The organism is Azospirillum doebereinerae (assembly GCF_003989665.1).
GTDB classification, from domain to species: domain Bacteria; phylum Pseudomonadota; class Alphaproteobacteria; order Azospirillales; family Azospirillaceae; genus Azospirillum; species Azospirillum doebereinerae.
This window is the reverse complement of sequence record NZ_RZIJ01000002.1, coordinates 177,928-204,215: the sequence shown is the minus strand read 5'-3', so window position 1 is coordinate 204,215 and position 26,288 is coordinate 177,928. Positions and strand designations below refer to the sequence as shown.

Sequence of the window (26,288 nt, the reverse complement as noted above, 5' to 3'; positions counted from 1 at the left end):
ATGCTTTTTGAAATAAAGAAGCCCGCCACAGACGAGCCGGGCGGGCTAACATAGATAGATAGGTTGCTTTCAAGCCGCCAAATCAAGGAGATCCCATTCATCTGACTTCGTATTATGTAGAGCATCTTTCAAGCGAACACGCTCCACCACAATCCTGGGCAACGAATATCCATTGGGCGCTCTTCTAATATTCATCCCGGTGAAGTGACCTGGGGGAATCACTATCGCAGGCGTCTTTCGGCAAAGAAGGCCCCAAACCACATCCCGAATGGTGCGGTCCGTCACCTCCCCCTGACCTGCATGCTTCTCCCATCGACTCAGCACCGCATTGTCAACATGCATGGCTTCGGAGAACTGCTTCCCATTCATGCCACAGGCTTTCCGCAAAAACTTAATTTCCGGCCCGCTAAGCTGAACAGGAATCATAATCCGGCCTACAGCAACGGCAGCCTCCAAACCCTCACTATCAGGGATCTCAATCCCGTCAAACCCGCAACTCGGGCAGACGTGACGCTGCACGGCATTTTTGATCGTGATGGGAATGCCGAACGCATCATCGTCATAAGACGGCAAAATCTCGATCTCACTGATCGGGGCTTCGCAAACGACGCAGGTTTCCATGGCTTCCATCCTAATTCACTTCAATTCGATCGTCGTCACTACGATGACGATGTTGCGACGGGCTTTAACAGCCACGCAGATGCGAAGCCGCCGTCCATCCAAGTCATGCCCCTCTACGCTCCAAACCGGACCTTGATCATTTTCGCGGATCTGTGTGATTTCTAGACACGTCTCAAGAACGGTTCGCACATCACGATCAGTGATCTCGCGTTCCGGCATCCGCTCACGATCAGCATGCTTGGAGTAGATGATTCGCGCTCTGGCGCGCATCATCGTTCGGATTGTTTCGGCCTCATCCTCGTACACGCTTATCCGCGCCTCCCCAGCGCTTAAGAAACAAGATATGCGGATGTTTGATCCGCGATCAATCGACAAAAATCACCACGGGGTGATATTTTTCCGATATGACCCCACGAGTGTTGCGCACACACCACCATATTTCACGTGCATAAGCACTAAATTTTTCAACAATCCAGGAGTATCAATGATTTAGTTCAGCCTGAGCTGGGCGGCATGTCACGCTTAAGCGCAACCTATGAACTACCCTTCGCCGATAGAGTTAGCAGAAATGCGTGTGAGGTCGATCATAGAGTTCTCCTGATGGCAGGAAGAATGCTGCCTATAAGGATCGGGCGGAACGAGCCCCCTTCGCATGTGACGGTTCAGGACGCTGTTGACAGTGGACGCGCTGTCCAACGACACCTTAACCGTTCCCTAGCGCTCCGATGGAATGGCAACCATTGTCGGGCTGACGGTTACCCCAGTTAGCCCGGAAATCAGGTAACTCCGGCACGTTTCCGCTTCTTCGTCTCCGGCAGTGACGCCACCTCGGCCCCGGCCACTTCGCCCTTGGCCGTCGCGGCGCCAGCGTTCAGCGCGCCCATGATCCGGCCCTCAATCTTGTCGGACAGTTCGCGCAGCGGGTTGGCGTCCCGGTTCACATACCGGCCTGTCATCGCCAGCGTTTTGTGACCCAGCTTGTCGCGCACGAGGAAGGCGTTCGCTCCAGTCTGGCCGGCGTAGGTCCCGACCGTGTGGCGAAGATCGTGAAGGTGGACGTCCTCCAGTCCGGCCTTGGTGCGCACCGTGCCCCAGGCGTGGGAGATCGTACTGTTCGGCAACGGTTTCTTGAGATCGAGCGGTGCCGGCAGCACCCACACCGACGTGCGGGGCAGATCGGCCAGGAAGGCTTGGGCCAGGGCGCCGATGGTGTGAATGCGGGCACCCGCCTTGCCGTCGCGGATCAGGACGGCACCCTCCACCACATCGTCCCAGCGCAGCGCCAGCACTTCCCCCAGGCGGCAGCCGGTCAGCAGCAGCAGACGGAGACCAGCCAGGACGGTTTCATGCACCTCGGTGGTCTGGTCGAGTTCGGCCAGCACCTTCCCCAGCCGCTCCACCTCGGGGGTGGACAGGAAGCGCTCCCGCTTGTTCTCGCGGTATCGCTCGATCTTCTTGCACGGGTTGGTCTCGTCCGGGCGCATGCCCCAGACTTCGGCAAGGCCGAACATCTTGGAGAGGACGGCCAGCGTCTGATTCGCCTGTCGCGGGGTGTCCCGCATGTCGTGGTGGAGCTTGGCGACATCGGCACGGGTCACCTTGTCCACTTGGAGCTTCCCCAGCGCGGGCTTGATTTCCTTCTCCACCAGTCGGCGGAAGCCGGTCGCCGTGCTGGCCTTGTTCTTCACCTCCACATGCTCGGTGAGGTAGCTGTCCGCCAGATCGGAGACGGTGGCGCCCCGTTTCGTCCGGGCCTTCTTCTCGGCCGCCGGGTCGGTGCCCTGCTTCACCGACGCCAACAGCTTCTCGGCCTCGGTGCGGGCTTGGTCCGGCGTCCAGGGGGAGCCGTGCCGGCCGATGGTCACCTTCTGCTTTGGGGTGTCTCGGCCGCCCATACGGTAGATCACCAGATAGACCTTGGCGCCCTTCGGCGTGACTTTCAGCACGAAGCCCTTAAGCAGCGTGTCGAACACCAACAGGTCCCTGTCCCCCGCCTGGACCTGATCCACCAACTTTTTCGTGATCTTGGCTTCCATCCCCATCCCCCGTAGGACCCACGCCCCAGGACCCACCCAGGACCCACCGTGACGAAAGTGCGATCATATTCGGGAAAAAGACGGAAAGGGAAGGGTGGCGGAAAACCGTTGGTTTTCATGGGGTTTGGCGATCATCCGCCATTTCTGGAAAATACCGGAAAACCCGGTAGCGAGAGACTTAAAATCCCTCGCCGCAAGGCATGCGGGTTCGACCCCCGCCGCCCGCACCATCCTTCCCCATCAAGATTCGTTGCGGGTGACTCGAGTCGGCCCGCCTCGGTTCGCCGAGCGGGCTTCCCGAAGGTTGATGGTGAGCGGGGTGTTCGACGTGGCCACGCTCCGCGATGTGAAAAACTTCACTGCTTACCCCGGCCGATTGCCTGCATAGAACATTACGCAAGCAGCCATGGGGGGAATGCGGAATGATCTGCCGGAACATCAGAGTCAACGGTCGCCGCACCAGCCTGCGCATGGAGCAGGACATCTGGGATGCCGTCGACGACGTGGCGCGGCGGCGCTGCCTGTCGGTGACCGAACTGGTCTCGGAAATCGACAACCAGCGCGGCAACGCCGGGCTGACCGCCGAACTGCGAGTCTACGTGCTCGGCTATTACCGGAAGGTCATCGACCGGCTGGACAGCTACGGCATGACGCGGGCCGCGATGATCCGTTCGTCGGAACATGCGGCGGAGCACACCACGCTGCAATAACCCATCTTCGCCTCGCTGCCGCGTTGCCGGTCAGTCGAGGCGATCGTTCTCGAGGGTCGTCGCGTCCAGTGACGTGGGCAGGGCTGCGACGGCGGCTTCCCACAACCGGCCCAGTTCGACCAAGCTGCCGCAGCCCATCTTGGCCATGATGCGCGCCCGGTGGATTTCCACCGTCTTGGCGCTGATGCTCAATTCGTAGGCTATGACCTTGGAGGTCTTGCCAAGCGCCAGCAGCCCCAGCACGTCGATTTCCCGTGTCGACAGCCGAGACAACCGGGCAAGCGCATCCCGCCCACGTTTCGGCGCCGCGGTTGCGTCGGAGCGCAGCAGCGAACCGACCTGTGGGGGCAGGGCTGGAGGCGGGAGCGGGGCCGTCATGCCGGCGTCAGACTTTCGCCAACGCGTGCCGGTTTCGAAGCGCGATCGCGATGGAGGCGGCCAGCGTCGATGACAGCCCGGCCGGCGCGTTGGCTTCGCTGCCTTCTGGGCCGGGAGCGATGCCGTTCACGCAACGCGCGATCAAGGACCGAAGGTCGGTCACCGTGACCTCAGTCATCGTGAGCTGGGTCCGGATCGTTTCATCCAATCCGCCGATAAACGTTTCCAACGCGTCGGCACGGGCTTCGCACCGTTCGGCATCGGCCAGCAGCATGGCGAGGCAACCGGTGTTGGCCAACCGGTTCATTCCCAGGGCATCCTCCCGGTCCTCGGCGGCGCGCCGACGGAGCTGGGTGATGGACAGATGATCGATCTGGGGCAGATGACACGCCTCTTCCCGGACGAAAATGTCAGGCAGGGCAAACACGTCCGGGTCGGTGGACGCTTCTTTCCGGCATGGCATGCAACCCTCCTTTCGGGAAAAGGGATCGTTGGAAGGCGTGGCAACCCTCGGAGCAACGGCCATAGGGTGGGGGCCGTTTCAATGAAGGGTTTGAATGTCGACGGCGGACAGGACCCTCCGGCGCCCTTTGTCCTCCCAGCCGTAGAAGGCGTGCGTGTGGACGAAGGGGCAGCCGATGCCCGACACCAGAATTCGGTTGAGCACCGCCTCGCCGGCACTGACGTTCTCCGCGCATTGGACGCCGATGGTTTGGGCGAGGAGATGAGGATCCGTAGCGCCGGGATGATGTATGGCCCCCGGTTCCCTCTCTCCGTTCAGTGCGGGGATGAGGGCTTGTCCAGGAATGCGCAACGGTTCTCCCGGTCCGTCGCTCGACAGGACGGTGCAGCGGAGCAGCAGGCCGCGCGTTTCCAGCCAATCGGCCAGGGATGAGGTCGGGACCCTGCGCCGCCGGCATTCGGCCATCACGTTCGCCTGCCAATCGGCCGCCTCGTCGAGAGACAAGTGGCTGACCTCGATCACCGGGAAGGTGGGATGCCGAACTCCCCGATTCGTGAGGGGGAAGGGGATGACGCCCATGCCGCGCGTTCCTTTCATGACGTCCAACGGCGACAGGGCCGCCTTGAAACAGGGAGAGCCCGCTATCTGGAAGGGGAGGCCCCCGCCTTGCTGGCGCCTCCCTCCCGATCCCGGATCATCCCCATGGGCCAAGCGCCCACGGGAGACGGCGTCAGGCGACCGACTGGATGTTCGACTCGACGTTCAAGGGCCACTCTTCCCCTTCGCCGGGCTCGCGCGAGCAGAAGGCGGCCATGTTCCACTGCTTGCCCCGGCCGGACTCGCGGGCTTCCGGGTTGCGATCCAGGAAGATGCCGAAATGCTTGGCGGCCAGTTCCACCGTCTTGGACCAGCCGGCGCGGAACTCGGCGGTGCCGTAGGCGTCCGGCCAATGGTGCAGCATGCCGCCGAACGCGTTCTGGCAGAAACGGGCGTAGGCGCGCGTGTCCAGGATGAAGGCGTGCCACGCCGGCTCCATCCCTTCCCAGGCCACGAGGCAGACCGGCGATTCCAGGCGCATGGCGTTCAGCGCCATGAAGGCGCGGAGCTGTTCCGCCGACTGCGTGGCCTCGTCCCGGGACAGGCCGTCGCGCTGCATATGGGCGATCACGCGGGAAAAATCATAACCCTTCACATAATCCAGACCGCTCATTGCTTTCCCTTTCTTGAGGACGGCGGCGAAATGCCGCCGAACAGCGCCGCCGCCCGCGTGATGATGTGGGCGAGGTTGTGTTGACGGTCGGCGGCGATCTTGGCCTTCGCCGTCGCGATCTGCCGCCGCACCGTGTCGAGCTTCCGGTCGAGCGCCGTGGCGATCTCGTCGGCGGTCTCGCCGCCGCCCAGGCGCACCACCACGTCGGCTTCGCGGTTCGTCAGGCCATAGGCGGCCATCAGGATGCCGCCCAGCGACTCCGCCTGGGCGGTCTCGTTGATCACGACGATGGCGGTTCCGTCGGCCTGCGGAGCGGACATGACCGCGATGGGATGGAGCGTTCCGTCGGCGAGGACGGGAACCAGGGCCGCCGTCTCCCGGCCGCGCGCCACAGCGCCGATGGCGCGGCGCAGCCGGACCGTGCACGCATCGTCCTGGCAGCGGAGAAACCCGAGACCGTCGCGGCTAAGCGGCGCGCCGTCGTCGAACCGATTCGCCATCAGGGGCGAGCAATCCAGCGTCCGGCCATCGGCGTCCACCACGGCCATCGCAACGCCCATCTGTTCCAAAAGGGCGGTCATCCTTGCCATGGCGCGGTTCTGTTCCAACTGTTCCAACAGACCGGGGGCTGACGAGCCCGGAATGTCGATGTCGGCGTTGACCGGCCGTGCCTTGACCCAGATCTGGGCGTTCCATTCGCTGTCCAGGCCGGTGTGATGCCGGTCGTAGGCTTCGCCGTCGTAGAGGCGCCGAAACCGGAAGTCGATCCCCCGCGCCCTCGTCATCTTCGCGTAGGCCAGATGCCCGGCGGGGTCGTCGAGAATGGTGCGGTCGTCGATGCGGCCAAGCTCGATCGCCTTGTTGAAGCATTGATCGAACGAAACTGGGTTGGTCCAATCCTGGCACGCGTAGATCCGCTTTGCCTCCTGGTTGGCGAAAACCACCACATCGTCCCGATAGATCAGGATCGCGCCGCGCATTTCCGCGGCGACGTCGATCAATGCGGTCAGACCGGTCGGGATGTCGATCATGTTCACGGCGAGCGATAAAAGTTGTATAACACCGGAAGCGTGCCATTTTTTTCGCGACCGATCACGCGGCAAATCCCAAAATTGGGACCGCCATGCGCTTTTCCTTATCGAAGCCATGATGTTGTTGTAGTTGTGCAACAACCGAAAGATCTCTCCGGCAGTCGGGAGTATTCCGGTATGTTACATCCTATGAGGGATATTCCCCTTCAAATCGAATCGCCGCCCGCCGGGCCGATTCACGAAGAAGGCGGCGATCACGATGAGACCGCCGCCGATCCAGTCGTAAGCGGTCGGGACCTCTCCGAAAAGCACAAGGCCGAGCATGGCGCCGACCGGCACCGCCAGCACGTCGAGCGGAGCGAGGAATCCGACCGGGGCCCAGGAAAACGCCTTGGCGGCGGCGAACTGCGCCAGAACCGCGAATCCTCCCAACGCGGCGAGGATCGGCCAGTCGGACGGGAGGGGAGCCACCCAACCGGTCACGGCGAAGGGCAAGGTCGCCGCCACCGACGCGGCGGTGTAGATCAACACGATCAGCCCGGCGGGATTCGTCGCCGTCAGCCGCCGCACCGCCACCTGCGATCCCGCCGAGGAAATGGACGCCACAAGGGCCGCGGCGATGCCGAGCCGCAGTTCGGGAAGGGTCAGGGCGGGCCAGAGCGACACCACGGCCCCGACGAAGCCGGTGGTCACCGCGATCCACACCGCCGGCCCCGACCGCTCGCCCAGCATGAGACGGGCGGCCACCGGCAGCAACAGCACGCGGGTCACGAACAGAAGGCTCGCCAGCGCCAGCGGCAGCGTTGCCAAGGCATGCATGAAGCCATAAAGCGCGACCACGCCCAGGCCGCAACGGATGACATGCCCCCAGGGATCGCGCGCCTTCCGTGCGCCGACGAGGAAACGCCACGCTCCCACCAGCAGCAGCACGCCGAACGCCGCCCGAAAGAAGGACAGTTCGGCGGTCGGGAGTTTCTGCCCGAGAAACTTCGCGGCGGCGGAGCTGGTGGAAAAGGCGATGGCGGAGACGACGGCCCACGCGGTCGCGGCGACCAGAGGCCTCATGCTCCCTCACCGCGAAGGAGGCCCTGGTCGGCCATGGACACGGTCACGGCATGGCGGTCCTTGGTGCTTATGCGGCTGTTTTCCGGGCGATGACCGAATTGACCAGCTTCTTCAGCGCCGCGAAATCCACCGGTTTGGTGACCAGGTCGGTGGCGCCGATCTCCAGCGCGCGCTGGCGGTTCTCGGTGTCGCCATAGGCGGTCACCATCACCACCGGCACGGTCGGCAACTCCGACCGCAACCGCTCCAACAGGTCGAGGCCGCTCATCCCCGGCATGTTGATGTCGCTCAGCACAAGCACCGCTTCAGGTTGAAGGCCGGAGGCAAGACATTCGAGGGCCTGCTCGGCCGAGGACGCGAAATGGAGAGCCAACTGTCCGGTGCGCAGTTCGGCGCGAAAGCGCTGGCGAAACAGATCTTCGATGTCCGGTTCGTCGTCGACGACAAGGATACCCAGAGTCATGTCTTGCGGCGCTCCCCTAGCGACACCGCCGGTATGGCGCGTGGCAGCGTGATCGTGAATTCGGCGTGGTCGTTCTCGACGCTGCTCACGTCGAAGCGACCCCTATGTTGATGTACCACAATGTCGTAGCTGAGCGAAAGTCCCAAGCCGGTTCCCTCTCCCGTTGGTTTTGTCGTGAAAAAGGGTGTGAATAGTTTGGCGATGACTGCCGGAGTCATGCCGGTTCCATTGTCACGTATCCGGATTTCCACCGTTCCGCCACAATCCACGGTAGAGACCGTGAGCCTCGGGCGATAGTCCGGCTCGGTGTCCGTCTTCTGGCGCTTGCGCAGCGCGTAGAAGGCGTTGGTGAACACGTTGACCAGAACGCGGGAGACATCCTGGGGTACCAGGTTCAGCGCCCCCACCGCCGGGTCGAAGCGGCGTTCCAGCTCCGTGTTGAAGCCACGGTCCTGGGCACGGACGGCGTGGTAGGACAGGGCCAGCGCCTCGTCGACCAGGGCGTTCATATCGGCGGTCTGCCATTCGCCGCCGCCGCCGCGCGAATGCTCCAGCATGCTCTTGACGATGTTGTCGGCGCGCCGGCCGTGGTCGGCGATCTTGCGCAGGTTGCTTTGCAGGCTGGCCGTGAGGTCTTCGGCGTCGGCGCGGTCGGCCGCGTTCATCCGGTCGTCGAGCGGGCCGAGCAGGGCCAGCAGCTCGTCCAGCAATTCCCCCGACAGCTCCGCGAAGTTGTTGACGAAGTTGAGGGGGTTCTTCAGCTCATGCGCGATCCCGGCGGTGAGCTGGCCGAGCGACGCCATCTTCTCCTGCACGATCAACTGCTGCTGGGTCTCGCGCAGCTCCTTCAGGATGGTCTCGGCGCGCTCCTTGGCCTCGCGCAGTTCGTTCTCGATGCGCTTGCGGTCGGTGATGTCGACATGGGTGACGACGTAGCCGCCATCGGCGCGCGGCGCGGTCCGGATGTCGAGGATCCGGCCGTTCGGCACGTGACGCTCGGCGTTGATGACGCAACGGACCAGGAAGCGGCTGGCCAGCTCGGCGACGATCGGCCCGCAGGGGACGTCGCCGTAATCGCCGCGCTGGTGGTTGTAGGTCAGCATGACGTCCATCGGCGTGCCCGGCGGGAACAGGCCGGGCGGGTAGTCCCACAGCCGCAGGAACTCGCTGTTCGCCCCCTCCATCTTGATGTCGCGGTCGAGCATCAGCACGCCGTTCGGCATGGCGTCGATGGCGGCCTGGAGCAGCTGCCACTGGTGCGGCATCTGGGTGTAGCCGGTCTGCGGGCGGACCTGGGCCAGCGTTTCCAGGACGGCCGGCGCGCCGCCCCAGTCCACCGGCTCCAGAAGCTGGTCGAACCATTGCACCCCACCGTCGGCGCGCTGGCGCTTGATCCGGCGAACGTCCTCGCGGGTGACGCCGGCCAGGCATTGCTCGTAGGCTTGGCGCTCCGCGAAGGCGGCGTCTTCGGAGACCAGGGCCAGCACGCCGGGCAGTGCCAGCACCTCCTCGGGCGTCGCATAGCCCAGAAGCTGGGCGGCCGGACGGTTGCAATGCAGGACGCGCCCACCCCGGTGGACCAGCAGCCCCGGTATCGAGGAAAGGACCTGCTCGCGGTAATGCCGTGCGCGGTCGATGGTGCCCTGCACCGTGCCGGGAGCGGCGAAGTCGCCGTTCGGGTCCTCGACGATCCCGTCGATGCCGCTGTCGTCGGGACCGGTCATGACGGTCGCGCGTCCACTTGCCGTTGGTGTTACGGCATTGTCATACAGCGCCCTCACCGATGCAATCACGGCGAGGCGGCGGGCGTGATGGGAGAGCCCCCAGCTTGTGCTTCGAACCCTTGCCGTCCCAACGCCTGGCGTCAGGGCGCGTCGAGCGGCAACCGCAGCACCATGGAGGTCCCGCGCCCGGTCATGCTGTGCACGTTGATCTCGCCAGCCAGTTTGCCGGTGACCATGTTGAACACCGCGTACAGCCCGAGCCCCATGCTGCCGGCGCCACGCCGGGTGGTGGCGAAGGGCTGGAACAGGCGGGGCAGGATTTCCGGCGGAATGCCGCGCCCGTCGTCGGTCACGCACAGCTCCACCCGGTCGTCGGGGTGCAGGCAGGCCGTGACCGTCACCCGCCCGCCGCGCCCCGGATCGAAGGCGTGGGCGAAGGCGTTGGTCAGCAGCGCGATCAGCACCTCGGTCAGGGCACCGGGATAGGTGTCGAGCACCAGCCCCTCCGGGCAGTCCAGCAGAAGCTCGTGACCGGCGGCGCTTGGCTGGACCCGCACCGCCAGGATGATGTCGGCCAGATACTCGCGCAGGTCGAATCGGCTGCGCGGCGACGACGCCTTGCCTTCCGTCACCAGCTTCAGGCTCTGGATCAGGGCGGCGGCGCGTTCGATGTTGGAGACCAGCAGGGTGGACACCTCGCAGGCGGTGCCGACATACTCCTGGAAGTCGCTCTTGCGCAGCAGCCCGTCGTTGAAGGTCAGGACAATGGCCTCGGACGCGGTCTGGAGATGGGTCGCGGCGGTCAGCGCGATGCCGACCGGCGTGTTGACCTCATGCGCGACGGCCGCGATGAGCTGGCCGATCACCGCCATCTTCTCGGCGCGTATCAACTCGCCCTGCATGCGCTCCAGGTCGCTCAGCGCCTTCTCCGCCGCGTCCTTGGCGCTGCTCAGCGCCTCCGCCTGGGCCTTGCGCTCGGTGATGTCGTAAAGCCAGACGATGTAGACGGCGCGGTCCTCGTAGGTCGTGTGGTCGAAGGAGACGGTCATCCACACCGCGCGGCCGTCGTCGCGGACGACGTGGATCTCGTCGCTGTGGATCTTATCGTCGAGGGTTGGCCCGCCTTCGCGCTTCCGGCGTTCGCGGCCCTCGACATGGCGGTACAGCTCCGCCACGCCGCGCTGGCGCATGGCGTCGGGGGGGACGCCGAACAAATCGGCGCAGCGCTGGTTGCAATAGAGAAGCTCGCCCTCGTCGGTGACGATCGACACGCCGATCGGGCTGGTGTCGAGCACCCGGCGCAGCCGCGCGGCCTGGGCACGGGACGCGGCCTCCGCCGTGCGGGTTTCCTGCAACGCCTCGCGCAGCTTGCGCACCGCCCGGCAGGCGTCCAGCGTCTTGTGGATGGTGGCTTCCAGATCGGCGAAATCGATCGGCTTGACGATGAAGTCGAAGGCGCCCCGGTTCATCGCCGCGCGGATGTTGCCGAGATCGCCATAGGCCGACACCATCACCGCGCGGATGTCGGCGTTCACCGTGGGCAGATGGTCCAGCAGGGTCAGCCCGTCCATGCCGGGCATGTTGATGTCGCTCAGCACCATGTCGATGTCGGGGTCGGAACGCAGGGTCGCCAGAGCCTCCTGCCCGTCATGGGCGAACAGGAACTCCAACTCGCCCGCGCGGACGGCGCGGCGGAAACGCTGCATGATCAGCGTTTCGACGTCCAACTCGTCGTCGACCACCAGAATCTTGCCCATCCCGCCTTTCCTAATCCCAAACCGACGGATCGGTGGCCCCACCATAGGCATAGGCCGCCCGAACGGGAAGAGTCCTATCACATCGCCACGCCGAGGTTGCGCTCGATGATCGTAGGGGAAAACCCAGGAACCGCAAGCTCCGCCCTTTCCGACTGCGTTTCGTGGCATGAACCCGATCATGATAGCACGGTATCGGGCCGTGGCGAGGGGGGCTTGCCACCGGCGCGCGTTCAGGGCGCCGTCCGCGAACGCGGCGCGGAGTCGGCCAACGGAATCGTGAACCAGAAGGTGGCGCCAGCACCGGAAGCGCTGACGACGCCGATGCGTCCGCCAAGATGCTCCACGATGCGCTTGCAGATGGCAAGCCCCAGACCGGTCCCGGCCGGCTTGTCGGTCATTGGGTCGCCCACCTGCCGGAAGCGGTCGAAGACGGCGGCGTGGTGTTCGGGCGCGATGCCGGGACCGCCGTCGCTCACCGCCACCCGCAGCGAGTCCCCCGCGATCCGCGCGGACAGCGTCACCCGGCTGCCCGGGGGCGCGAACTTCGCGGCGTTCGACAGCAGGTTGACGGCGACCTGGACCAGCCGGTCGTGGTCGCCCAGCACCGGCGGCAGCGGCCCGTCCAGCGCCCCATCCAGCGCCGTTTCGAGGGTGATGCCGCGCTCTTGGAACAGCCCGGCGGTGGAGGCGGCCGCCTGCTCCAGCGCCGCCGCCGGGTCGATGGCCGCGATCGACCACTCGACCGCGCCGGCCTCGATCTTCGCCATGTCGAGAAGCTGGTTGATGAGGCGGGTCAGCCGCTCGCTCTCGGCGATGACGACGCCCAGGAACTCGTGGCGCTGGGCGGGGTCGAGGCCGGGGTCGTCGTGCAGGATCTCGGTCAGGGCGCGGATCGCGGTCAGCGGGGTGCGCAGCTCGTGCGTCACGGTGGACAGGAACTCGTCCTTCAGCCGGTCCAGCTCGGTCAGCCGTTCGTTGGCGGCGCGCAACGCGTCGGTGGCCCGTTCCAGCGCGGCGGTCTTCTCCTCCAACTGGCGGCTGTGGGCGATGACGTGGCTGGTCTCGTCCAGCATGCGCAGCAGCTCCGCCGTGCCCACCGCGCCGCCCGGCACCGCCGAAGCCAGCGCCACGCGGGCCGACGCGCCGCCGATCGCCCCGGCCAGCAGCCGCTCGGCAACCCGCAGCCGCTCCGGTCCGGCGGGTGCGGCGGGGTCGGCCCCGGCGAAGGCCGCCTCGGCCCGCTGCGGCCCCAGGAAGCGCGCGACCACGCGGGCGAGGTCGCCGACGCTGGCCACCCCCTGCCAGTCGGCCGGCGGCTCCAAAGGTTCCGACTGTTCGAACACCGCGACGAAGGCGACGGCCTGGGCCTGCTGCGCCGAATCGGGGCGGTCGGTCAACGACAGGGCGATGTAGAGGCCGATGTTGACCAGCGCGCTCCAGAACAGCGCGTGGGTCAGCGGGTCGAACCCCTCCAGCCCGAACAGGGCGTAGGGGCGCAGGCTCGCGATTCCCCAGGGGCCGGACTCGATGAAGGAGGCGGGCAGCCAGCCTGAACGGGCGAAGCTCGGCAGCAGCAGCGTGTGCGTCCACACCAGCGCGCCGCCCACCAGCCCGGCCAGGGCGCCCCGCCGGGTGGCGCCTTGCCAGTACAGCCCGCCGATCAGCGCCGGGGCGAACTGCGCCACCGCCGCGAAGGAGATCAGGCCGATCGACACCAGCGCGTAGGCCGACCCCGCCACCCGGAAATAGACGTAGCCGAGCAGCAGGATCACGACGATGGCGGCGCGGCGGATCGCCAGCAGCAGCCGCGACAGGTCGGCGGAGCGCTCCAGCGCCGGGGGCCGCAGCCGCAGCAGGGCCGGCATCACCAAGTCGTTGCAGACCATGGTGGACAACGCCACCGACTCGACGACGATCATCCCGGCGGCGGCCGACAGCCCGCCGAGAAAAGCCAACAGCGCCAGCGCGTCCATCCCGCTGGAGAGTGGCAGCGCGATGACGAACAGGTCGGGGTCGGTGTCGCCGCCGAAGCGCAGCAGGCCCGACACCGCGACCGGCAGCACGAACAGGTTGATCAGCAGCATGTAGAGCGGGAACAGCCACAGCGCCCGGTTCAGGTGCCGTTCCTCGACGTTCTCGATCACCATGACCTGGAACTGGCGCGGCAGGCACAGGATCGCCGCCGCCGCCAGCAGCATCGAGGTCGCCCACGCCCCGTCGCCCAGCGCCGGCTCGGCGGCGAACAGGGCCTGGATGTCCGGACGCGCGGCGGTGTCGGCGAACAGGCCCTCCAGCCCGCCGTGCAGGCCCCAGACGACGAAGCCCCCGACGGCCAGGAAGGCGACCAGCTTGACCAGCGATTCGAAGGCGACGGCGGCGACCATGCCGGGGTGGTGCTCCGCCGCGTCGATTTGCCGGGTGCCGAAGACCATGGCGAACAGCGCCATCGCCGCCGCGACCGCGAAGCCGGTGTCGAGGAAGGGGCTGTCGTCCCCGCTGAAGCTTCCGGTCAGCGCGTCGAAGCTGACGGCGACGGCCTTCAACTGCAAGGCGATGTAGGGGGTGACGCCGGCCACGGCGGTCAGCGCCACCAGCCAGCCCAGCAGCGGGCTGCGCCCGTAGCGGCTGGCGATGAAATCGGCGATGGAGGTGATGCGCTGGGTCTTGGCGATCCGCAGGATCTTGCGCATCAGCAGCGGAGCCAGCAGCATCGTCAGCGTCGGGCCGAGGTAGATCGGCAGGAAGCCGATGCCCTGCGACGCCGCCCGCCCGACCGATCCGTAAAAGGTCCAGGTCGTGCAGTAGACCCCCAGCGACAGCGCGTAGACGGTGGGCGAGGCGATGACGCTGTGCCCCGCCGCCGCCCGCCGGTCGGCCCAATGGGCGATGGCGAACAGCGCCGAGAGATACGCGAGCGAGACCAGCAAGACCGTCAACCAGGGCATGGGCGTCCAGGCCATGGCCGTCACCGCCGCTCCGCCGCCAGCGCCGCCAGCGCGATCATGGCGGCCCAGACGCCCAGGATGTAGGCGTACAGCACCGGCACGCCGAAGATTTCGCCCTCCACCCCGAACAGCCGCAGCAGCGGCGGATTGAAGAGCAGCAGGCCGAGCAGAAACAGCGCGACCATGCGGTCGCGGCGCGGCGGCTTCCCGTCCTCGCGGGAACCGCGCCGGGCGGTCAAAAGGCGCGCTCCCGCGCCGCCAGCTCGACCAGGATGTTGGCGCCGCGGATGGCGTCGTCCAGGGTCCGCACGCCCCGTTCGCGCAGCATCTCCACCATGCGCAGGAACACCGCCGCCGTGACGAGGCTGTCGCCCAGCGCGGTGTGGCGGTCCACCACCGCGATGCCCAGCCGTTCGGCGATGCCGTCCAGCGTGTGGTCGCCGTCGTTGCCCAGCAGCATGCGGGACAGCAGCATGGTGTCCAGCACCGGCCCGTCGAACGCCACCCCCGCCGCCCGTTCCTTCATCTTGAGGAATTTCAGGTCGAAGGCGGCGTTGTGCGCCACCATCACGGCGCCCGACACGAAGGCGCGGAACTGCGGGAGCAACGCCTCCACCGCCGGCTGGCCGGCGACCATGGCGTCGGTGATGCCGTGGAAGGGGATCGATTCGGCCGGGATCGGCCGTTTCGGATCGACCAGCGCGTTGAAGGTCTCGCCAGTCAGGATGCGCCCGCCGACGACGCGGACGGCGGCGATCTGGATGATCTCGTCGCCGGTGCTGGGCGACAGCCCGGTGGTCTCGGTGTCGAACACCACGTAATGCAGCCGGTCGAGCGGCGTCTGCCCCAGGGCGCTGGTCGCCAGCGGTTGGTGCAGCAGGCCGAAGTCGAAGAACTCCGGCCGGGCGCCGGCCCTGGCGTGGGAATGGGCGTGGGTGTGGGCCGAGGGCGGCGACAGGGCCGGCGGCACCGGAACGCGCAGACGGGCGAAGCCCTCGCGGTCGGGCACCGGCTCGCTCCAGGCGGTGCTGCGGTGGTGTTGCAGCACGTCGCCGACGCTCAAGCCCCCCGGCGCGCCGGGCAGCGGTCGGTCGAGCCAGCCGTCCAGCGTCGCGCTGGGCACCGGGACGCCGCGCCAGACGAGGTCGAGATACACCCAGCGGTCGCCGGCTTCCGCCCCCAGGTCGAAGGCGGTGGCCCCGGTCAGCTCCCGAACCGAATCGACCAGATGGCCGAACAGGACGACCAGCCCATGGCTGTCGCCGTGGACCCATTGCGGCAGGCCGGTCGGCGTCACCTCGGCGCCGCCGGATGCCGCGATGCGGTGGCGAACCAGGGTGATCAGGTTGTTGGAGTGGATGTCGCTCATCGGCCAACTGCCGGTGACGACGCCGCGGTAGGCCGTGGTCACGCGCTCCAGCCGCTGCGACAGGGCGTCGGTCGACTCCAGCATGGCGCTTTCGAACGCCGCGCGGTCCTTCGGGCCGAGGTCGGGGTTGTCGTAGAGCGTCTCCACCGCCGCGCGCAAATTGGCGATGGGCGCGCGGAAGCCCTCCGTCGCCTCGCGCAGCAGGGCATCGCGCTGGCCGAGCGCCGCCAGCTCGCTGGTCGCGTCGGACAGGGTGACGACGTAGCCGGTGATCACCGGCGGCTCCTCCGATCCCTCCTCGGCGTCCTGAAGAATGGCGCTCATGCGGCCTTCCAGCAGGATGCGGCCGTCGGTGGTGGAGCCGACGAACTGGGCGGTGGTGCCGTGCTCGTGGTTGCGGTGGCGGCCCTCGCGGATGCGCAGGGTCAGCCGTTCCAGCGTGTGGGTCACCGGCTCCGCCACGACGACGTGCAGCAGCGAGCGGCCGAGCCCGAGGTCGCCGGTCAGGTGCAGGATGTCGAGCGCCGTCTGGTTGTACAGCAGGATCTGGTGCCGGCTGTTGCAGACCAGCACGCCTTCGTGCAGGTCGCGCAGGACGGCGGCCAGCCGGGTCTTCTGCTCCTCCGCCCCGGCGGTCGATTCGGCGACGGCGCGGGCGATGTCGCGGCGGACCACGGCCAGCTTGTCGGAGAGGTCGTTGACCGCGCGGGCGATCGGCACGAGGTCGCCGTAGCGCGCCAGCGGCACCCGGCCGCCGACCGCGCCCTCGGCGTTGCCGTGGGCGATCAGCCCGGCCTCGCGGCTCAGCGTCTCGGCGGCGCGCAGCAGCCAGCGGTCCACCGCCAGCCACAGCAGCCAGATTCCGGCGGCCAGCGCGCCGGTCATCACCACCGCGTAGGTCAGCAGGGGATCGCCCTCGGCGTTGCGCAAGGCCCAGGCCAGCCCGACCGACAGGGCGGCCAGCCCGCCGCCGACGAGGCGGAAGGCCAGCGGAATCATGCGGCGGGGCAGGGGCGGCGTGGCGGTCTTGGGTGGGACAGCCTCGCCCGCTGGAAGGCCCGTGTCGATGGCGGGCAGGGTCATTCCCTGTTCCCCGCTGCGCTCTCCGCCGGGCTGCCCGTCGCGGCTTCCGCCGTGATGCCGAGGTGGCGGCGGACGCTGGCGACCAGATCGCGAGTCGAGAAGGGCTTGGTGATGTAGTCGGTGGCGCCGAGCGCCATGCCCTTCTGGCGCTCCACGTCGCGGCTCTTGGCCGTCAGCATGATGATCGGCAGATCCCGCCACGCCGGGTTGGCGCGGAGCGTCTGGCAGACGTCGAAGCCGTCGCGCTTGGGCATCATCGCGTCGAGCAGGATCAGGTCTGGCGTGAAGGCCTCCACCGAGCGGAGGGCATCCTCCCCGTCACGGGCGATGCGCACCTCGAATCCGGCGCGCTGCATGAGGACCTGGAGCGACAGGACGATGCTGGGCTCGTCGTCGACGACCAGGATGGTCGGCTTCATGGGGCTTCCTCCGGCTCGCCGGTCTGCTGCCGGCGTGTTCATTGCTTCGTGCCCTGGAATGTCCATGGTACGAGCAAGGGTAAGCCCGGATCAAGCCGCACTCCCCCACCCCCGACCAAAGAGAGGGGGCGGAACGGCCAAGACAAAGCGCGCGTTCAGCGCGAAACGGCGAGGGGGAGGACAGTATGCCGCAGCGCCGGGACAGGACGGTCCCGGCGTTTGGCGTCAGTGGGTGGCGACGACGACGGAGTCGATGCCGAACTTTGCCTTCAACTCGCCGGCCGCGCGTTTCGCCGCGGCGGAATCGGCGTAACCGCCGACGCGCACCGCGTGCCAGGACTGGCTGGACTTGTCGGTCCATGCCAGCGTGTAGGCCGAGAACCCGTTGCCTTGAAGGCGGCGGGTCAGGCTTTCGGCGTTCTCCGCGACCTTGAAGGTGCCGGTCTGCACGGCGTAGGGGCCGCCGGGGATCGTGACGGGGGGCTTCCCGGCCGCCGACTTGGGAACGACAGGCGCGGCGGGTTTCGTTTCGGCCGGCTTGGCTTCGACCGCCTTCGAATCGGTGGGCTTGGCCGGAACGCGCTTGGTGTCGCGCGGCTCCTTGGGCGGGGCCAGCATGGCTTGCAGTTCGCCGGTCTCCGCCGCCTTCGGAACGACAGGCGCGGCGGGCGGCGGGGAGGACGGCGGCGTTTCGGGCTCGGCCCTCGGCGCTTCGGTGCGCGGAGCGGGGGTGACCGGGGGAAGCAAAGCTTCGGCCTGCCGGACGGCCGGGGCGGGCTTGGTCACCGTCGCGGTGGGCGGCAGGGCCGGCGGTTCCGGAACCCTCAACGCGGGCGTCGGGGTGAGGGGAGCCGCGACCGCCGGCGGCGGGGCGGGGGCCGTGGAGACCGGTGGCGCAACCGGCGCGGCGCTGGGCGCCGGCGCGCGGGCGATCATCGATTCCGGGGCGGCGGCCGAGGGTTGGGGGGCGGGAGCGCGGGTGATGGCGGGCGCCGGGGCGACCAGGGCGGTGGCTTCGGTCGGCTGTGTCGGCGCGCCGCCCGGATCCAGCATGACCACGGCGACGCCGATGCCGGCGGCGGCGAGCAGCGCGGCGGCGATCTTGCCGAGCGGCAGGCCGCGCGCGGTGTGACGCTCCTCGTCGTCCTCGTCGAGGTCGATGGCGGCGTCGATGGGATCGGCCTTCAGATCCTCGTTCAGCGCGCGGAGGAGCTTGGCGATGTCCTCGCTCTCCGGCGTGTGGGCATCCCCGGATTTGCCGGTGGCCTTCATTTGATCCTTGAACGTCACGGCGATCAGCGCATCCCGAAAAGAACAGGGGCAACCCCGGCGCCCGCGCAAACGCTAAGGTGAGGGATTACCCCTTCTTTCTATCGTATTTTCCAGCCCGATCAAACCGTCCTGCAGGTGCGAACGGTGAGAAAGAAAGGACCTTCCGGTCCCGTCCTCTCAGCCCTGGTGCGGCTTGGCCGGATCGGCGGCGACCGTCGCGCCGGGTTGGGCCGGCTTCACATGGGCCGGGTCCAAGGCCGGCGCCGGCTGGTGCGGGGCGGCCGGCGGCGGCTGGGTGGCGACCGGCGGCGGGGCGGGCTGGGCCTGCGCGGCGGCTTCGGCCTCCTCGTCCTTCAGGCCGGCCTTGAAGGCCTTCACGCCCTTGGCGATGTCGCCCATCACCGACGGAAGCTTGCCGGCGCCGAACAGGAGCAGGACGATCAGCAGAACGATGATCCAATGCCAGATGCTGAAACTGCCCATGAGCGTGAAAACCTCTGTGGTCGCGGGTCGGAAAGGGCGAAAGCCCCTGGTGGTCGGACGGGGCGTCGCCCCTATGTGAGCGCGGTGGTTGGGACGGACAAGAGGCCGGTCAGGCGGCGGGGCCGCTTTCCGCCGGCTCGTCGGGGACCTGATGGCGCAGGATCAGCGGGGCCTGCAGGGCGCTGAACACCAGCGTCAGCGGCATGATGCCGAAGACCTTGAAGTTCACCCAGGCGTCGGTCGCCATGTTGCGCCAGACGACCTCGTTCACCACCGCCAGCAGCAGGAAGAACCACGCCCAGCGGATTCCCAGAATCCGCCACCCCTCGTCCGTCAGGTTCAGGACGGTGCCGAGCAGCCGCTTCAACACGTTGCGGTGCGTCAGATGCGCGACGAACAGCACGGTCGCGAACAGCAGGTTGACCAGAGTCGGCTTGATCTTGATGAACAGATCGTCCTGGAGCCACAGCGTCAGCCCGCCGAACAGCAGCACGAAGCCGGCGCCGACGATCGGCATGATCGGCACCTTGCGTTCCATGTGCCACGACACCGCCACGGCGATGATGATGGCGACCATGAAGACGGCCGTGCCGGTCATGATGCCGGCCTGGGAATTGGCGATGAAGAAGGCCGCGAGCGGCCCGGCTTCGATGGCGAGGCGAGCGAACTGGTTCATACCCTTGACATAACCCGAACCGCGCCGCCGTGAAAGGGGCGAAAGCGGGCGTCCCGTGGACTTCGCGTGACGGCGCGCGGCGGGCCTTCCCTTCCCTGGCCGGCCGGGCTACCTCTTTTGGCAAACCCGAACGGACAGGCACAGGCGGCAATGGAAGCGACCGAGGTCAAGGATCTGATCGACGAATCCCATGAACACGAGCGCAAGCGGCACGGCGGCGGCGACCACGAGAGCGGGCATGGCGGGGAGGTGAAGACCTCGACCGCCATCTACATCTCGATCCTGGCGGCCGTGCTGGCGGTCGTCGCCGTCGCCGGATCCAACGCCGGCAAGGAGTTGGCCTCCAGCGCCATCGAGGCGTCGGACAACTTCGCCTATTACCAGGCCAAGACCCAGCGCCAGATCAGCCTGCGGTTGGCCGCCGACCAGCTGGATCTGCTCGGCGCCGGGCTGCCGGCCGACGCGCGCGCGGCGCAGATGGCCCGCACCGCCGAATACCGCCAGGCGGCCGACCGGCTGGAAACCGAGGAGGGCCGCAACAGCCGCAAGGATCTGCTGGCCAGGGCGAAGGCGGCGGAGGAGCGGCGCGACCACGCCGCCGCCCAGGACCCGTATTTCGACTTCGCCGAGGGGCTGTTGCAGCTGGCCATCGTCCTGGCCTCGGTCTTCGCCATCACCAACAAGGGGATGATCCTGTGGAGCAGCCGGGGGCTGGCCCTGGTCGGTCTGGCGATGGCGGTGGACGGCTTCACCCTGGCGGTGCCGCTGCCCTTCCTGTGATCCCGCCTTTTCCTGATTCCGCTGGACGGAAGCGGCGGTTCCAGCTCATTGGAACGCCGCCTCCGCGAGGCTGCGCAGCTTGCGGGAGTGCAGCGTTTCCATGCCGTGCTCGCGCAGAAGCTCCATCGCCAGCACCCCGATCTTGAGATGCTGGTCCACCCGCTCGCGGTAGAAGCGGTCGGCCATGCCGGGAAGCTTCAGCTGGCCGTGCATCGGCTTGTCCGACACGCAGAGCAAGGTTCCGTAGGGCACCCGGAAGCGGAAGCCGTTGGCCGCGATGGTGGCGCTTTCCATGTCCAGCGCGATGGCCCGGCTCTGGCTGAAGCGCATCAGCGGCTCGCGGTGGTCGCGCAGCTCCCAGTTTCGGTTGTCGATGGTGGCGACGGTGCCGGTGCGCATGATGCTCTTCAGGTCGAAGCCGGACAGGCCGGTCACCCGCTCCACCGCCGTCTCCAGGGCGCGCTGCACCTCGGCCAGCGCCGGCACCGGCACCCACAGCGGCAGGTCGGCGTCCAGCACGTGGTCCTCGCGGACATAGCCGTGGGCCAGCACGTAGTCGCCCAGCCGCTGGGTGTGGCGCAGGCCGGCGCAATGGCCCAGCATCAGCCAAGCGTGCGGGCGCAGCACGGCGATGTGGTCGGTGATCGTCTTGGCGTTGGACGGGCCGACGCCGATGTTCACCAGCGTGATCCCGTTGCCGTCCGGCCGGGTCAGGTGGTAGGCCGGCATCTGCGGCATGCGGGCCAGCCTGACCGCCGCCTCGCCGTCGTCGGTGACGGCGTAGTCCAGGTTGCGGTTCCAGGTGACGCAGTCCCCCGGCTCGACGAAGCGGTCGTACTGGCGGCGGTAGGCGGCGAGGTCGGCGTCGTCGGTCGGCTCCATGATCTCGCGCGACAGCCGGACGAACTCGTCGACGTAGAACTGGTAGTTGGTGAACAGGACGAAGTTCTGGAAATTCTCCGGCGCCGTCGCCGTGTAGTGGCGCAGCCGGTGCAGCGAGAAATCGACGCGCGGCGCCGTGAACAGGGCCAGCGGCTTCACCGCGTCCGGCCCGCCGTCGCCGGTGCCGTTGACGATGGTGTCGTCCATCCGCGCGAGGTCGGGCAGGTCGAACAGGTCCGGCAGCCGGGTCAGCCGGTCGGGCGGCAGGTCGCCCTCCACGTACATGCCCTGGGAGAAGGCGAAGTGGATGGGGATCGCCTCGTCGCTGACGCCGACCTCCAGGGGCACGCCGTGGCTGCGCAGCAGCAGCGAGAACTGCTCCAGCAGATAGCGCTCGAACAGATCCGGCCGGGTCACCGTGGTGGAATGGGTGCCGATGCCCTCGACGAAGCCGTAGGCCAGCCGGGTGTCCACCACCGCGCCGGAATGGGTCGTCAGCCGGACATAGGGGTAGTAGGCCCGGTTGCGCCCGCCGCCCTCCTCGCCCTGGGTGTAGGCGGTGAAGCGGTCCCGCAGATAGGCGGTGTTGCGCTCGTAGATGTCGCGCACACAGGCCAGGGCGGCTTTGGCATCGGTGAATCGCCCGGCCGAACCGGGCTGGAGCGGGGCTTTGTCGGTCATGAAACCTATCATGGTCACTCGACCCCAGCGATGGAAGGGGCCTTGAGCGACGCCGCGCCAGTTTGCAAAACGCAAGGGGCGGGGAGGGACGCGCTGAGCTTTCCCCGGAACGGTGGATCCCGGGTTCATGCTTTGCAAGAGCCCTATCCCCATAACGTCTTGTTCGCCGCGCTCAGGCATATGGCACGCGCCAATCGTGCGCGCTCCGGGTCATGAGTGGCTCCTATCCACCAGGACATCCGGCATCCGTTTTGCGCAAAGCAGAAACCTGCGCCTCCCATCCCGCCATCGTCGTGCGGGCGACAGCTTCCAGGTCGGCCCGGCTCGCGCCGTCGCGCGCCTGAAGCGACAGGCCGCCCTGCACGGCCAGCACGAAGCGGGCAAGCCCATGGACATCGGCCGAGGCGGCAAGCTCGCCGGCCATCACCGCGCGGTCGAGGCGTTCCTCCACGCGTTTGAGCGCAAGGGCGCGACTCGCCCGCACGCGTTCGCCAAGCTCCGCAAAGCCTTCGCTGCCGACGGCCGAGAGCGTCACCATGCAGCCGAGCGGATCGCCGGATCCGCAAGAGCCGGTCAGCGCCGCGGCCGAATCCATCAGAAGCGCCTCGACCGCCGCGCGGGCGGTCCCGGCCGCGGCGAAATTGCTCCAGACGAGCGCTTCGTACCGGCGGCCGTAATGGTCGAGGGCCTCGGCGTAGAGCGCCTCCTTCGAGCCGAAGGCCGCGTAGAGGCTGGGCGAGCCGATGCCCATGGCCTCCGTCAACTCGGCGATCGACGTCGCCGCGTAGCCCTTGCGCCAGAACAGGCGGGTCGCCTGCGCCAGGGCGGCCTCGCGGTCGAAGGCGCGCGGTCGGCCACGGGCGGGGGCGGGCGTCACTTTGGACGGAGAAGGGGGGCGGTCCGGTTTCTGCATCGCTCGATACATAAATCGCTTGACCGCGCTTCGCAACGCGCCTACGAATTTTGTATCGATCAATACAGAAAGAACGAACGATGAGTGATCTGGCCGGCAAGCGCGCCCTGGTGACCGGAGCCTCGCGCGGCATCGGCGCCGCCATCGCCCTGGCCCTCGCGGAGAAGGGGGCGGATGTGGCCATCACCTACCAGAACTCGGCCGAACAGGCCGCCGGGCTTGTCCGCGCCATCGAAGCGAAGGGCCGGCGCGGTTTCGCCATCCAGGCCGACAGCGCCGACGCGGCGGCGGTGAAACGCTCGGTCGACGAGGCCGCTGGGAATCTGGGCGGCCTCGACATCCTGGTGAACAACGCCGGCGTCGCGCGTGGCGGTCCGCTGGCGGAGATGAGCCTGGACGACATCGACGCGGTGCTCGACGTGAACGTGCGCGGGGTCGTGCTGGCCTCGCAGGCCGCGATCCCGCACCTGGCGGACGGCGGTCGCATCGTCTCCATCGGCTCGTGCCTTGCCGAGCGCGTCGCCTTTCCCGGCCTGACGGTCTATTCGATGTCGAAGTCCGCGCTGCTGGCCTTCACGCGGGGACTGGCGCGCGAACTCGGCCCGCGCGGCATCACCGTCAACCTCGTCCATCCGGGGCCGACCGACACCGACATGAACCCGGCCCAGAGCGAGCGTGCGGACGCGCAGCGGGGCCTGACCGCGCTCGGCCGCTACGGCACGCCCGAAGACGTTGCCGCCGCGGTCGCCTTCCTGGCCAGCCCCGCCGCGCGGCAGATCACCGGAACCGGCATCGCGGTCGATGGCGGCACGAACGCCTGAACGATCGCTCGTGGTCAGCCCCGCAGGCTGATGCCCGCAAAGGCAAGAGGGCGGATGGCCCCGCCCGCTGCCTGGGGGCGCGCGCCACATCCTGATGCGTCAGGACTGGCGCCCGATGATATTATCGGCGCCCTTGTCTTTGTTGTCGAACGTGCGCGGCTTGGTTGATGTGTCTGGATGGGGACGCTGCGGGCGTGTAGAATCCCGCCCGTCCCAACACCAAAACGGAAGGCCGCGCACCCGCCCATGACCGACCATTCCTTCCAGCCGACCGATGCGCTGGTTCTCATCGACATCCAGAACGATTTCTGTCCCGGCGGTGCGCTGGCGGTGCCGGGCGGCGACGAGATCATCCCCGGCGTCAACCGGCTGATCGACGCCTTCCAGAGCGTCATCCTCAGCCAGGACTGGCACCCGGCCGACCACCGCTCCTTCGCCGCCCAGCACCCCGGCAAGGCCCCCTACGACACGGCGGAGATGCCCTACGGCACGCAGGTGCTGTGGCCGACCCATTGTGTGCAGGGCACCTGGGGGGCCGAGTTCCATCCCCGCCTCAACGCCACGAAGGCCGAGATGGTGATCCGCAAGGGCTACCGGACGGGCATCGATTCCTATTCCGCCTTCTACGAGAACGACAAGACGACCTCGACCGGTCTGGCCGGCTACCTGCGCGACCGCGGTTTCCGCCGGCTGTTCTTCGCCGGGCTCGCGACCGACTTTTGCGTCGCCGCCTCGGCCATCGACGCCGTGCGCTGTGGCTTCGAGTCGGTGGTGGTGCACGAGGCCTGCCGCGGCATCGACACCAACGGCTCGATGGCCGACGCCCACCAGCGTCTCACCGCCGCCGGGGTGATGGGGATCTACGGGCCGGTGTGATGGGGACTCCCGCCCGGCGGGCACCTCCGTCCGGGGTGCCCGTTGCGGCCCCGTGTTCCGGTCCGATCTACCCTTCCGTCCAGGTTCACGCCCCTCGGCAAGACGTATCCCTCGAAGGAACAGTCGCGGGAAGGGATGGGGTGAGCGGGGGCGAGGCGTTTGAAGGCTTGAGAGTGATCTGGCCGCTCCGATGCGCTCAGCTTGATGGCGCAAGGGTGACAAGCAGCGTGCCGAAAAAAAAAGGTGGTGCGGGCGGTCGGAATCGAACCGACACTCCTTTCGGAACCGGATTTTGAGTCCGGCGCGTCTACCAGTTCCACCACGCCCGCAACGCGCTCCTTCTAGCGCACTCGCCGCGAAGGCGGCAAGGCCAAATTCACCGACGCTTTCCGCGAGCGCGCGACGACGCCGGTGCCCCTTCTATTCCATCGCGCCGGGCCGGGGGCGGGCATGCCGTTCGGGAGTGGGCGCAATGCACTGGACGGCTGGCCGAACCGCCTTGCGCGCGCTACTCTGGGCGGCATGACGACGCTCTCCCAATCGCTCGAAGATCCGCGGTTTCCCGCCATCCTGCTCGCCCTGGCCAGCGCCGGCGTGCTGGGGGCGGCGCTGTTCTTCCAATTCGTGCTGGGCTACCAGCCCTGCATCCTCTGCCTCATGCAGCGCTGGCCCTATGTGGCGGTTCTGGTCTTTTCCATCGTGACCTTGTTGTTCCGGCAATGGAAAGGGGTCGGCGACGCGTTGCTGGTGGCGAGCGGGCTGGCCCTGGTGGCCTGCGCCGGCATCGCCGCTTACCATGTCGGGGTGGAGCAGCATTGGTGGGCGGGGACCTCGTCCTGCGGCGGGTCGGGCCCGGCGAATTCGCTGGAGGCGCTGCGCGCCCAGGTGATGGCGGCGCCGGTGACCCGTTGCGACGAGGTGGCTTGGTCGCTGTTCGGGGTTTCCATGGCGGGCTACAACGTGCTGATCTCGCTGGGGCTGGCGGCCTTCGCCTTCGTCTCGGCCCGCATCGCCTACACCCGCACCCCGGTGTCGAGGACCGCATTGTGACCGAATCCGCCGCTTCCCAATCGAACTCCTCGCGGCCCAAGCGCGGCTTCCTGCCCGGCGACCCGACGCCGCGCGAGCGTCTGGCCCGCATCGTCCGCGTCGATCACGCCGGGGAATACGGCGCCAAGCGCATTTACGAGGGTCAGATCGCTGTCATCGGCAAGGGCCGTCACGGCAAAACCCTGCGCCACATGGCCGAGCAGGAACTCGAACACCTGCAGTATTTCGAAAGGCAGCTGAACAGGCGCCGCGTGCGCCCGACCCTGCTGCAGCCGCTGTGGCATCTCACCGGCTTCCTGCTGGGCGCCGGCACCGCGCTGCTGGGCGAACGCGCCGCGATGGCCTGCACCGTCGCGGTCGAGGAGGTGATCGATCGCCATTACGAGGAGCAATTGGCGCATCTCGGCCCCGACGAGGCGGAGTTGAAGGACAGCATCCTGCGGTTCCAGGCCGAGGAGGTCCAGCACCGCGACATCGGCATCGCCAACGAGGCGGAACAGGCCCCGGCCTACCCGGTGCTGTCCGCCGCCATCAAGGCCGGCACCAGGGCGGTGATCTGGGTGGCCGAGCGGGTGTGACG

At 67.6% G+C, this 26,288-nt stretch carries 27 protein-coding genes and 1 tRNA gene; 6 read left to right on the top strand and 22 right to left on the bottom strand.

Annotated elements, in window-relative coordinates; genetic code table 11:
• Positions 1-69: 69 nt before the first annotated feature.
• The 3 genes from EJ913_RS04175 to EJ913_RS04165 form a co-directional block, all read right to left on the bottom strand.
• Positions 70-621 carry a hypothetical protein gene (locus tag EJ913_RS04175; RefSeq protein WP_126995079.1) on the bottom strand — a complete coding sequence of 184 codons (552 nt, stop codon included), beginning with the start codon at positions 619-621 and terminating at the stop codon, positions 70-72.
• Between the two features lie 15 nt (positions 622-636).
• A complete protein-coding gene (locus EJ913_RS04170; RefSeq protein WP_126995077.1) occupies positions 637-927 on the bottom strand; it encodes a DUF4258 domain-containing protein in 291 nt (96 codons plus the stop codon).
• A 470-nt stretch (positions 928-1,397) separates the two neighbouring features.
• A complete protein-coding gene (locus tag EJ913_RS04165) occupies positions 1,398-2,594 on the bottom strand; it encodes a site-specific integrase (protein WP_244939235.1) in 1,197 nt (398 codons plus the stop codon).
• A gap of 485 nt (positions 2,595-3,079) precedes the next feature.
• Here EJ913_RS04165 and EJ913_RS04160 point away from each other — a divergent pair, with 485 nt between their 5' ends.
• On the top strand, positions 3,080-3,367 hold the full coding sequence (locus tag EJ913_RS04160) for a ribbon-helix-helix domain-containing protein (protein ID WP_126995073.1): 288 nt from the start codon (positions 3,080-3,082) through the stop codon (positions 3,365-3,367).
• A 30-nt stretch (positions 3,368-3,397) separates the two neighbouring features.
• On the opposite strand, the gene EJ913_RS04155 is transcribed toward EJ913_RS04160, so the two are convergent.
• The 16 genes from EJ913_RS04155 to EJ913_RS04080 all read right to left on the bottom strand — a co-directional run bounded on the left by EJ913_RS04155 (position 3,398) and on the right by EJ913_RS04080 (position 19,705).
• Positions 3,398-3,640: a response regulator transcription factor gene (locus tag EJ913_RS04155; RefSeq protein ID WP_244939234.1), complete on the bottom strand. Its 243-nt coding sequence runs from the start codon at positions 3,638-3,640 to the stop codon at positions 3,398-3,400.
• Positions 3,641-3,752: 112 nt separating this feature from the next.
• Positions 3,753-4,208, bottom strand: coding sequence for a hypothetical protein (locus EJ913_RS04150; protein WP_126995069.1), 456 nt, complete (start codon positions 4,206-4,208; stop codon positions 3,753-3,755).
• A 78-nt stretch (positions 4,209-4,286) separates the two neighbouring features.
• A complete protein-coding gene (locus EJ913_RS04145; protein WP_126995067.1) occupies positions 4,287-4,787 on the bottom strand; it encodes a hypothetical protein in 501 nt (166 codons plus the stop codon).
• 151 nt (positions 4,788-4,938) lie between these two features.
• A complete protein-coding gene (locus EJ913_RS04140) occupies positions 4,939-5,418 on the bottom strand; it encodes a glycine-rich domain-containing protein (RefSeq protein ID WP_126995065.1) in 480 nt (159 codons plus the stop codon).
• Positions 5,415-6,587, bottom strand: a complete 1,173-nt coding sequence (locus EJ913_RS04135) for a helix-turn-helix transcriptional regulator (protein WP_126995063.1) — start codon at positions 6,585-6,587, stop codon at positions 5,415-5,417. The genes EJ913_RS04140 and EJ913_RS04135 overlap by 4 nt, the downstream gene beginning before the upstream one ends.
• Positions 6,588-6,629: 42 nt before the next feature.
• Positions 6,630-7,514, bottom strand: a complete 885-nt coding sequence (locus EJ913_RS04130) for a DMT family transporter (RefSeq protein ID WP_126995061.1) — start codon at positions 7,512-7,514, stop codon at positions 6,630-6,632.
• Between the two features lie 67 nt (positions 7,515-7,581).
• Complete coding sequence (locus EJ913_RS04125) at positions 7,582-7,977, bottom strand: response regulator (RefSeq protein ID WP_126995059.1); 396 nt, start codon at positions 7,975-7,977, stop codon at positions 7,582-7,584.
• Entirely contained in the window at positions 7,974-9,701 is a 1,728-nt protein-coding gene (locus EJ913_RS04120; RefSeq protein WP_126995057.1) for a PAS domain-containing sensor histidine kinase, read from the bottom strand. The genes EJ913_RS04125 and EJ913_RS04120 overlap by 4 nt, the downstream gene beginning before the upstream one ends.
• 140 nt (positions 9,702-9,841) lie before the next feature.
• Complete coding sequence (locus tag EJ913_RS04115; protein ID WP_126995055.1) at positions 9,842-11,458, bottom strand: hybrid sensor histidine kinase/response regulator; 1,617 nt, start codon at positions 11,456-11,458, stop codon at positions 9,842-9,844.
• Positions 11,459-11,688: 230 nt separating this feature from the next.
• Positions 11,689-14,418 (bottom strand): sensor histidine kinase, encoded by a 2,730-nt coding sequence (locus EJ913_RS04110; protein WP_244939233.1) that lies wholly within the window; start codon positions 14,416-14,418, stop codon positions 11,689-11,691.
• Positions 14,419-14,423: 5 nt separating this feature from the next.
• The gene (locus EJ913_RS04105; protein WP_126995053.1) at positions 14,424-14,642 is read right to left on the bottom strand and encodes a hypothetical protein; all 219 of its coding nucleotides are present in this window, start codon (positions 14,640-14,642) and stop codon (positions 14,424-14,426) included.
• The gene (locus EJ913_RS04100) at positions 14,639-16,855 is read right to left on the bottom strand and encodes a 3'-5' exonuclease (RefSeq protein ID WP_126995051.1); all 2,217 of its coding nucleotides are present in this window, start codon (positions 16,853-16,855) and stop codon (positions 14,639-14,641) included. The genes EJ913_RS04105 and EJ913_RS04100 overlap by 4 nt, the downstream gene beginning before the upstream one ends.
• On the bottom strand, positions 16,852-17,274 hold the full coding sequence (locus tag EJ913_RS04095) for a response regulator transcription factor (protein WP_126995049.1): 423 nt from the start codon (positions 17,272-17,274) through the stop codon (positions 16,852-16,854). The genes EJ913_RS04100 and EJ913_RS04095 overlap by 4 nt, the downstream gene beginning before the upstream one ends.
• A gap of 225 nt (positions 17,275-17,499) precedes the next feature.
• Positions 17,500-18,546, bottom strand: coding sequence for an SPOR domain-containing protein (locus EJ913_RS32935; protein WP_126995047.1), 1,047 nt, complete (start codon positions 18,544-18,546; stop codon positions 17,500-17,502).
• A gap of 177 nt (positions 18,547-18,723) precedes the next feature.
• Positions 18,724-19,029, bottom strand: a complete 306-nt coding sequence (locus tag EJ913_RS04085; protein ID WP_126995045.1) for a twin-arginine translocase TatA/TatE family subunit — start codon at positions 19,027-19,029, stop codon at positions 18,724-18,726.
• 109 nt (positions 19,030-19,138) lie between these two features.
• Positions 19,139-19,705, bottom strand: a complete 567-nt coding sequence (locus tag EJ913_RS04080; RefSeq protein ID WP_126995043.1) for a septation protein A — start codon at positions 19,703-19,705, stop codon at positions 19,139-19,141.
• Positions 19,706-19,855: 150 nt separating this feature from the next.
• Between EJ913_RS04080 and EJ913_RS04075 the strand changes: the two genes are divergently transcribed.
• Positions 19,856-20,485 carry a DUF4337 domain-containing protein gene (locus EJ913_RS04075; RefSeq protein ID WP_126995041.1) on the top strand — a complete coding sequence of 210 codons (630 nt, stop codon included), beginning with the start codon at positions 19,856-19,858 and terminating at the stop codon, positions 20,483-20,485.
• Positions 20,486-20,530: 45 nt separating this feature from the next.
• Here the strand turns inward: EJ913_RS04075 and EJ913_RS04070 are convergent, their stop codons facing one another.
• Positions 20,531-22,048 (bottom strand): AMP nucleosidase, encoded by a 1,518-nt coding sequence (locus EJ913_RS04070; RefSeq protein ID WP_126995039.1) that lies wholly within the window; start codon positions 22,046-22,048, stop codon positions 20,531-20,533.
• A gap of 223 nt (positions 22,049-22,271) precedes the next feature.
• Positions 22,272-22,961: a TetR/AcrR family transcriptional regulator gene (locus EJ913_RS04065; RefSeq protein WP_211098869.1), complete on the bottom strand. Its 690-nt coding sequence runs from the start codon at positions 22,959-22,961 to the stop codon at positions 22,272-22,274.
• Positions 22,962-23,041: 80 nt separating this feature from the next.
• Between EJ913_RS04065 and EJ913_RS04060 the strand changes: the two genes are divergently transcribed.
• Together EJ913_RS04060 and pncA are read left to right on the top strand one after the other, a co-directional pair.
• A complete protein-coding gene (locus EJ913_RS04060) occupies positions 23,042-23,782 on the top strand; it encodes a 3-oxoacyl-ACP reductase family protein (protein WP_126995035.1) in 741 nt (246 codons plus the stop codon).
• 246 nt (positions 23,783-24,028) lie between these two features.
• Positions 24,029-24,658, top strand: coding sequence for a bifunctional nicotinamidase/pyrazinamidase (pncA, locus tag EJ913_RS04055; protein ID WP_126995033.1), 630 nt, complete (start codon positions 24,029-24,031; stop codon positions 24,656-24,658).
• Positions 24,659-24,902: 244 nt separating this feature from the next.
• Here pncA and EJ913_RS04050 read toward each other — a convergent pair.
• Positions 24,903-24,987 (bottom strand) — tRNA-Leu (locus EJ913_RS04050).
• Positions 24,988-25,180: 193 nt separating this feature from the next.
• Between EJ913_RS04050 and EJ913_RS04045 the strand changes: the two genes are divergently transcribed.
• Together EJ913_RS04045 and EJ913_RS04040 are read left to right on the top strand one after the other, a co-directional pair.
• Entirely contained in the window at positions 25,181-25,708 is a 528-nt protein-coding gene (locus EJ913_RS04045; RefSeq protein ID WP_126995452.1) for a disulfide bond formation protein B, read from the top strand.
• On the top strand, positions 25,705-26,286 hold the full coding sequence (locus EJ913_RS04040) for a demethoxyubiquinone hydroxylase family protein (RefSeq protein WP_185909678.1): 582 nt from the start codon (positions 25,705-25,707) through the stop codon (positions 26,284-26,286). Before EJ913_RS04045 ends, EJ913_RS04040 begins: the two co-directional genes overlap by 4 nt.
• Positions 26,287-26,288 lie beyond the last annotated feature (2 nt).

Coding starts and splice junctions, on each gene's coding strand:
- EJ913_RS04175 (WP_126995079.1), bottom strand. CDS start 621: ATGGAAACCTGCGTCGTTTGCGAAGCCCCGATCAGTGAGATCGAGATT.
- EJ913_RS04160 (WP_126995073.1), top strand. CDS start 3,080: ATGATCTGCCGGAACATCAGAGTCAACGGTCGCCGCACCAGCCTGCGC.
- EJ913_RS04150 (WP_126995069.1), bottom strand. CDS start 4,208: ATGCCATGCCGGAAAGAAGCGTCCACCGACCCGGACGTGTTTGCCCTG.
- EJ913_RS04145 (WP_126995067.1), bottom strand. CDS start 4,787: ATGGGCGTCATCCCCTTCCCCCTCACGAATCGGGGAGTTCGGCATCCC.
- EJ913_RS04140 (WP_126995065.1), bottom strand. CDS start 5,418: ATGAGCGGTCTGGATTATGTGAAGGGTTATGATTTTTCCCGCGTGATC.
- EJ913_RS04130 (WP_126995061.1), bottom strand. CDS start 7,514: ATGAGGCCTCTGGTCGCCGCGACCGCGTGGGCCGTCGTCTCCGCCATC.
- EJ913_RS04125 (WP_126995059.1), bottom strand. CDS start 7,977: ATGACTCTGGGTATCCTTGTCGTCGACGACGAACCGGACATCGAAGAT.
- EJ913_RS04120 (WP_126995057.1), bottom strand. CDS start 9,701: ATGACCGGTCCCGACGACAGCGGCATCGACGGGATCGTCGAGGACCCG.
- EJ913_RS04115 (WP_126995055.1), bottom strand. CDS start 11,458: ATGGGCAAGATTCTGGTGGTCGACGACGAGTTGGACGTCGAAACGCTG.
- EJ913_RS04110 (WP_244939233.1), bottom strand. CDS start 14,418: ATGGCCTGGACGCCCATGCCCTGGTTGACGGTCTTGCTGGTCTCGCTC.
- EJ913_RS04100 (WP_126995051.1), bottom strand. CDS start 16,855: ATGACCCTGCCCGCCATCGACACGGGCCTTCCAGCGGGCGAGGCTGTC.
- EJ913_RS04095 (WP_126995049.1), bottom strand. CDS start 17,274: ATGAAGCCGACCATCCTGGTCGTCGACGACGAGCCCAGCATCGTCCTG.
- EJ913_RS32935 (WP_126995047.1), bottom strand. CDS start 18,546: ATGAAGGCCACCGGCAAATCCGGGGATGCCCACACGCCGGAGAGCGAG.
- EJ913_RS04085 (WP_126995045.1), bottom strand. CDS start 19,029: ATGGGCAGTTTCAGCATCTGGCATTGGATCATCGTTCTGCTGATCGTC.
- EJ913_RS04080 (WP_126995043.1), bottom strand. CDS start 19,705: ATGAACCAGTTCGCTCGCCTCGCCATCGAAGCCGGGCCGCTCGCGGCC.
- EJ913_RS04075 (WP_126995041.1), top strand. CDS start 19,856: ATGGAAGCGACCGAGGTCAAGGATCTGATCGACGAATCCCATGAACAC.
- EJ913_RS04070 (WP_126995039.1), bottom strand. CDS start 22,048: ATGACCGACAAAGCCCCGCTCCAGCCCGGTTCGGCCGGGCGATTCACC.
- EJ913_RS04065 (WP_211098869.1), bottom strand. CDS start 22,961: ATGCAGAAACCGGACCGCCCCCCTTCTCCGTCCAAAGTGACGCCCGCC.
- EJ913_RS04060 (WP_126995035.1), top strand. CDS start 23,042: ATGAGTGATCTGGCCGGCAAGCGCGCCCTGGTGACCGGAGCCTCGCGC.
- pncA (WP_126995033.1), top strand. CDS start 24,029: ATGACCGACCATTCCTTCCAGCCGACCGATGCGCTGGTTCTCATCGAC.
- EJ913_RS04045 (WP_126995452.1), top strand. CDS start 25,181: ATGACGACGCTCTCCCAATCGCTCGAAGATCCGCGGTTTCCCGCCATC.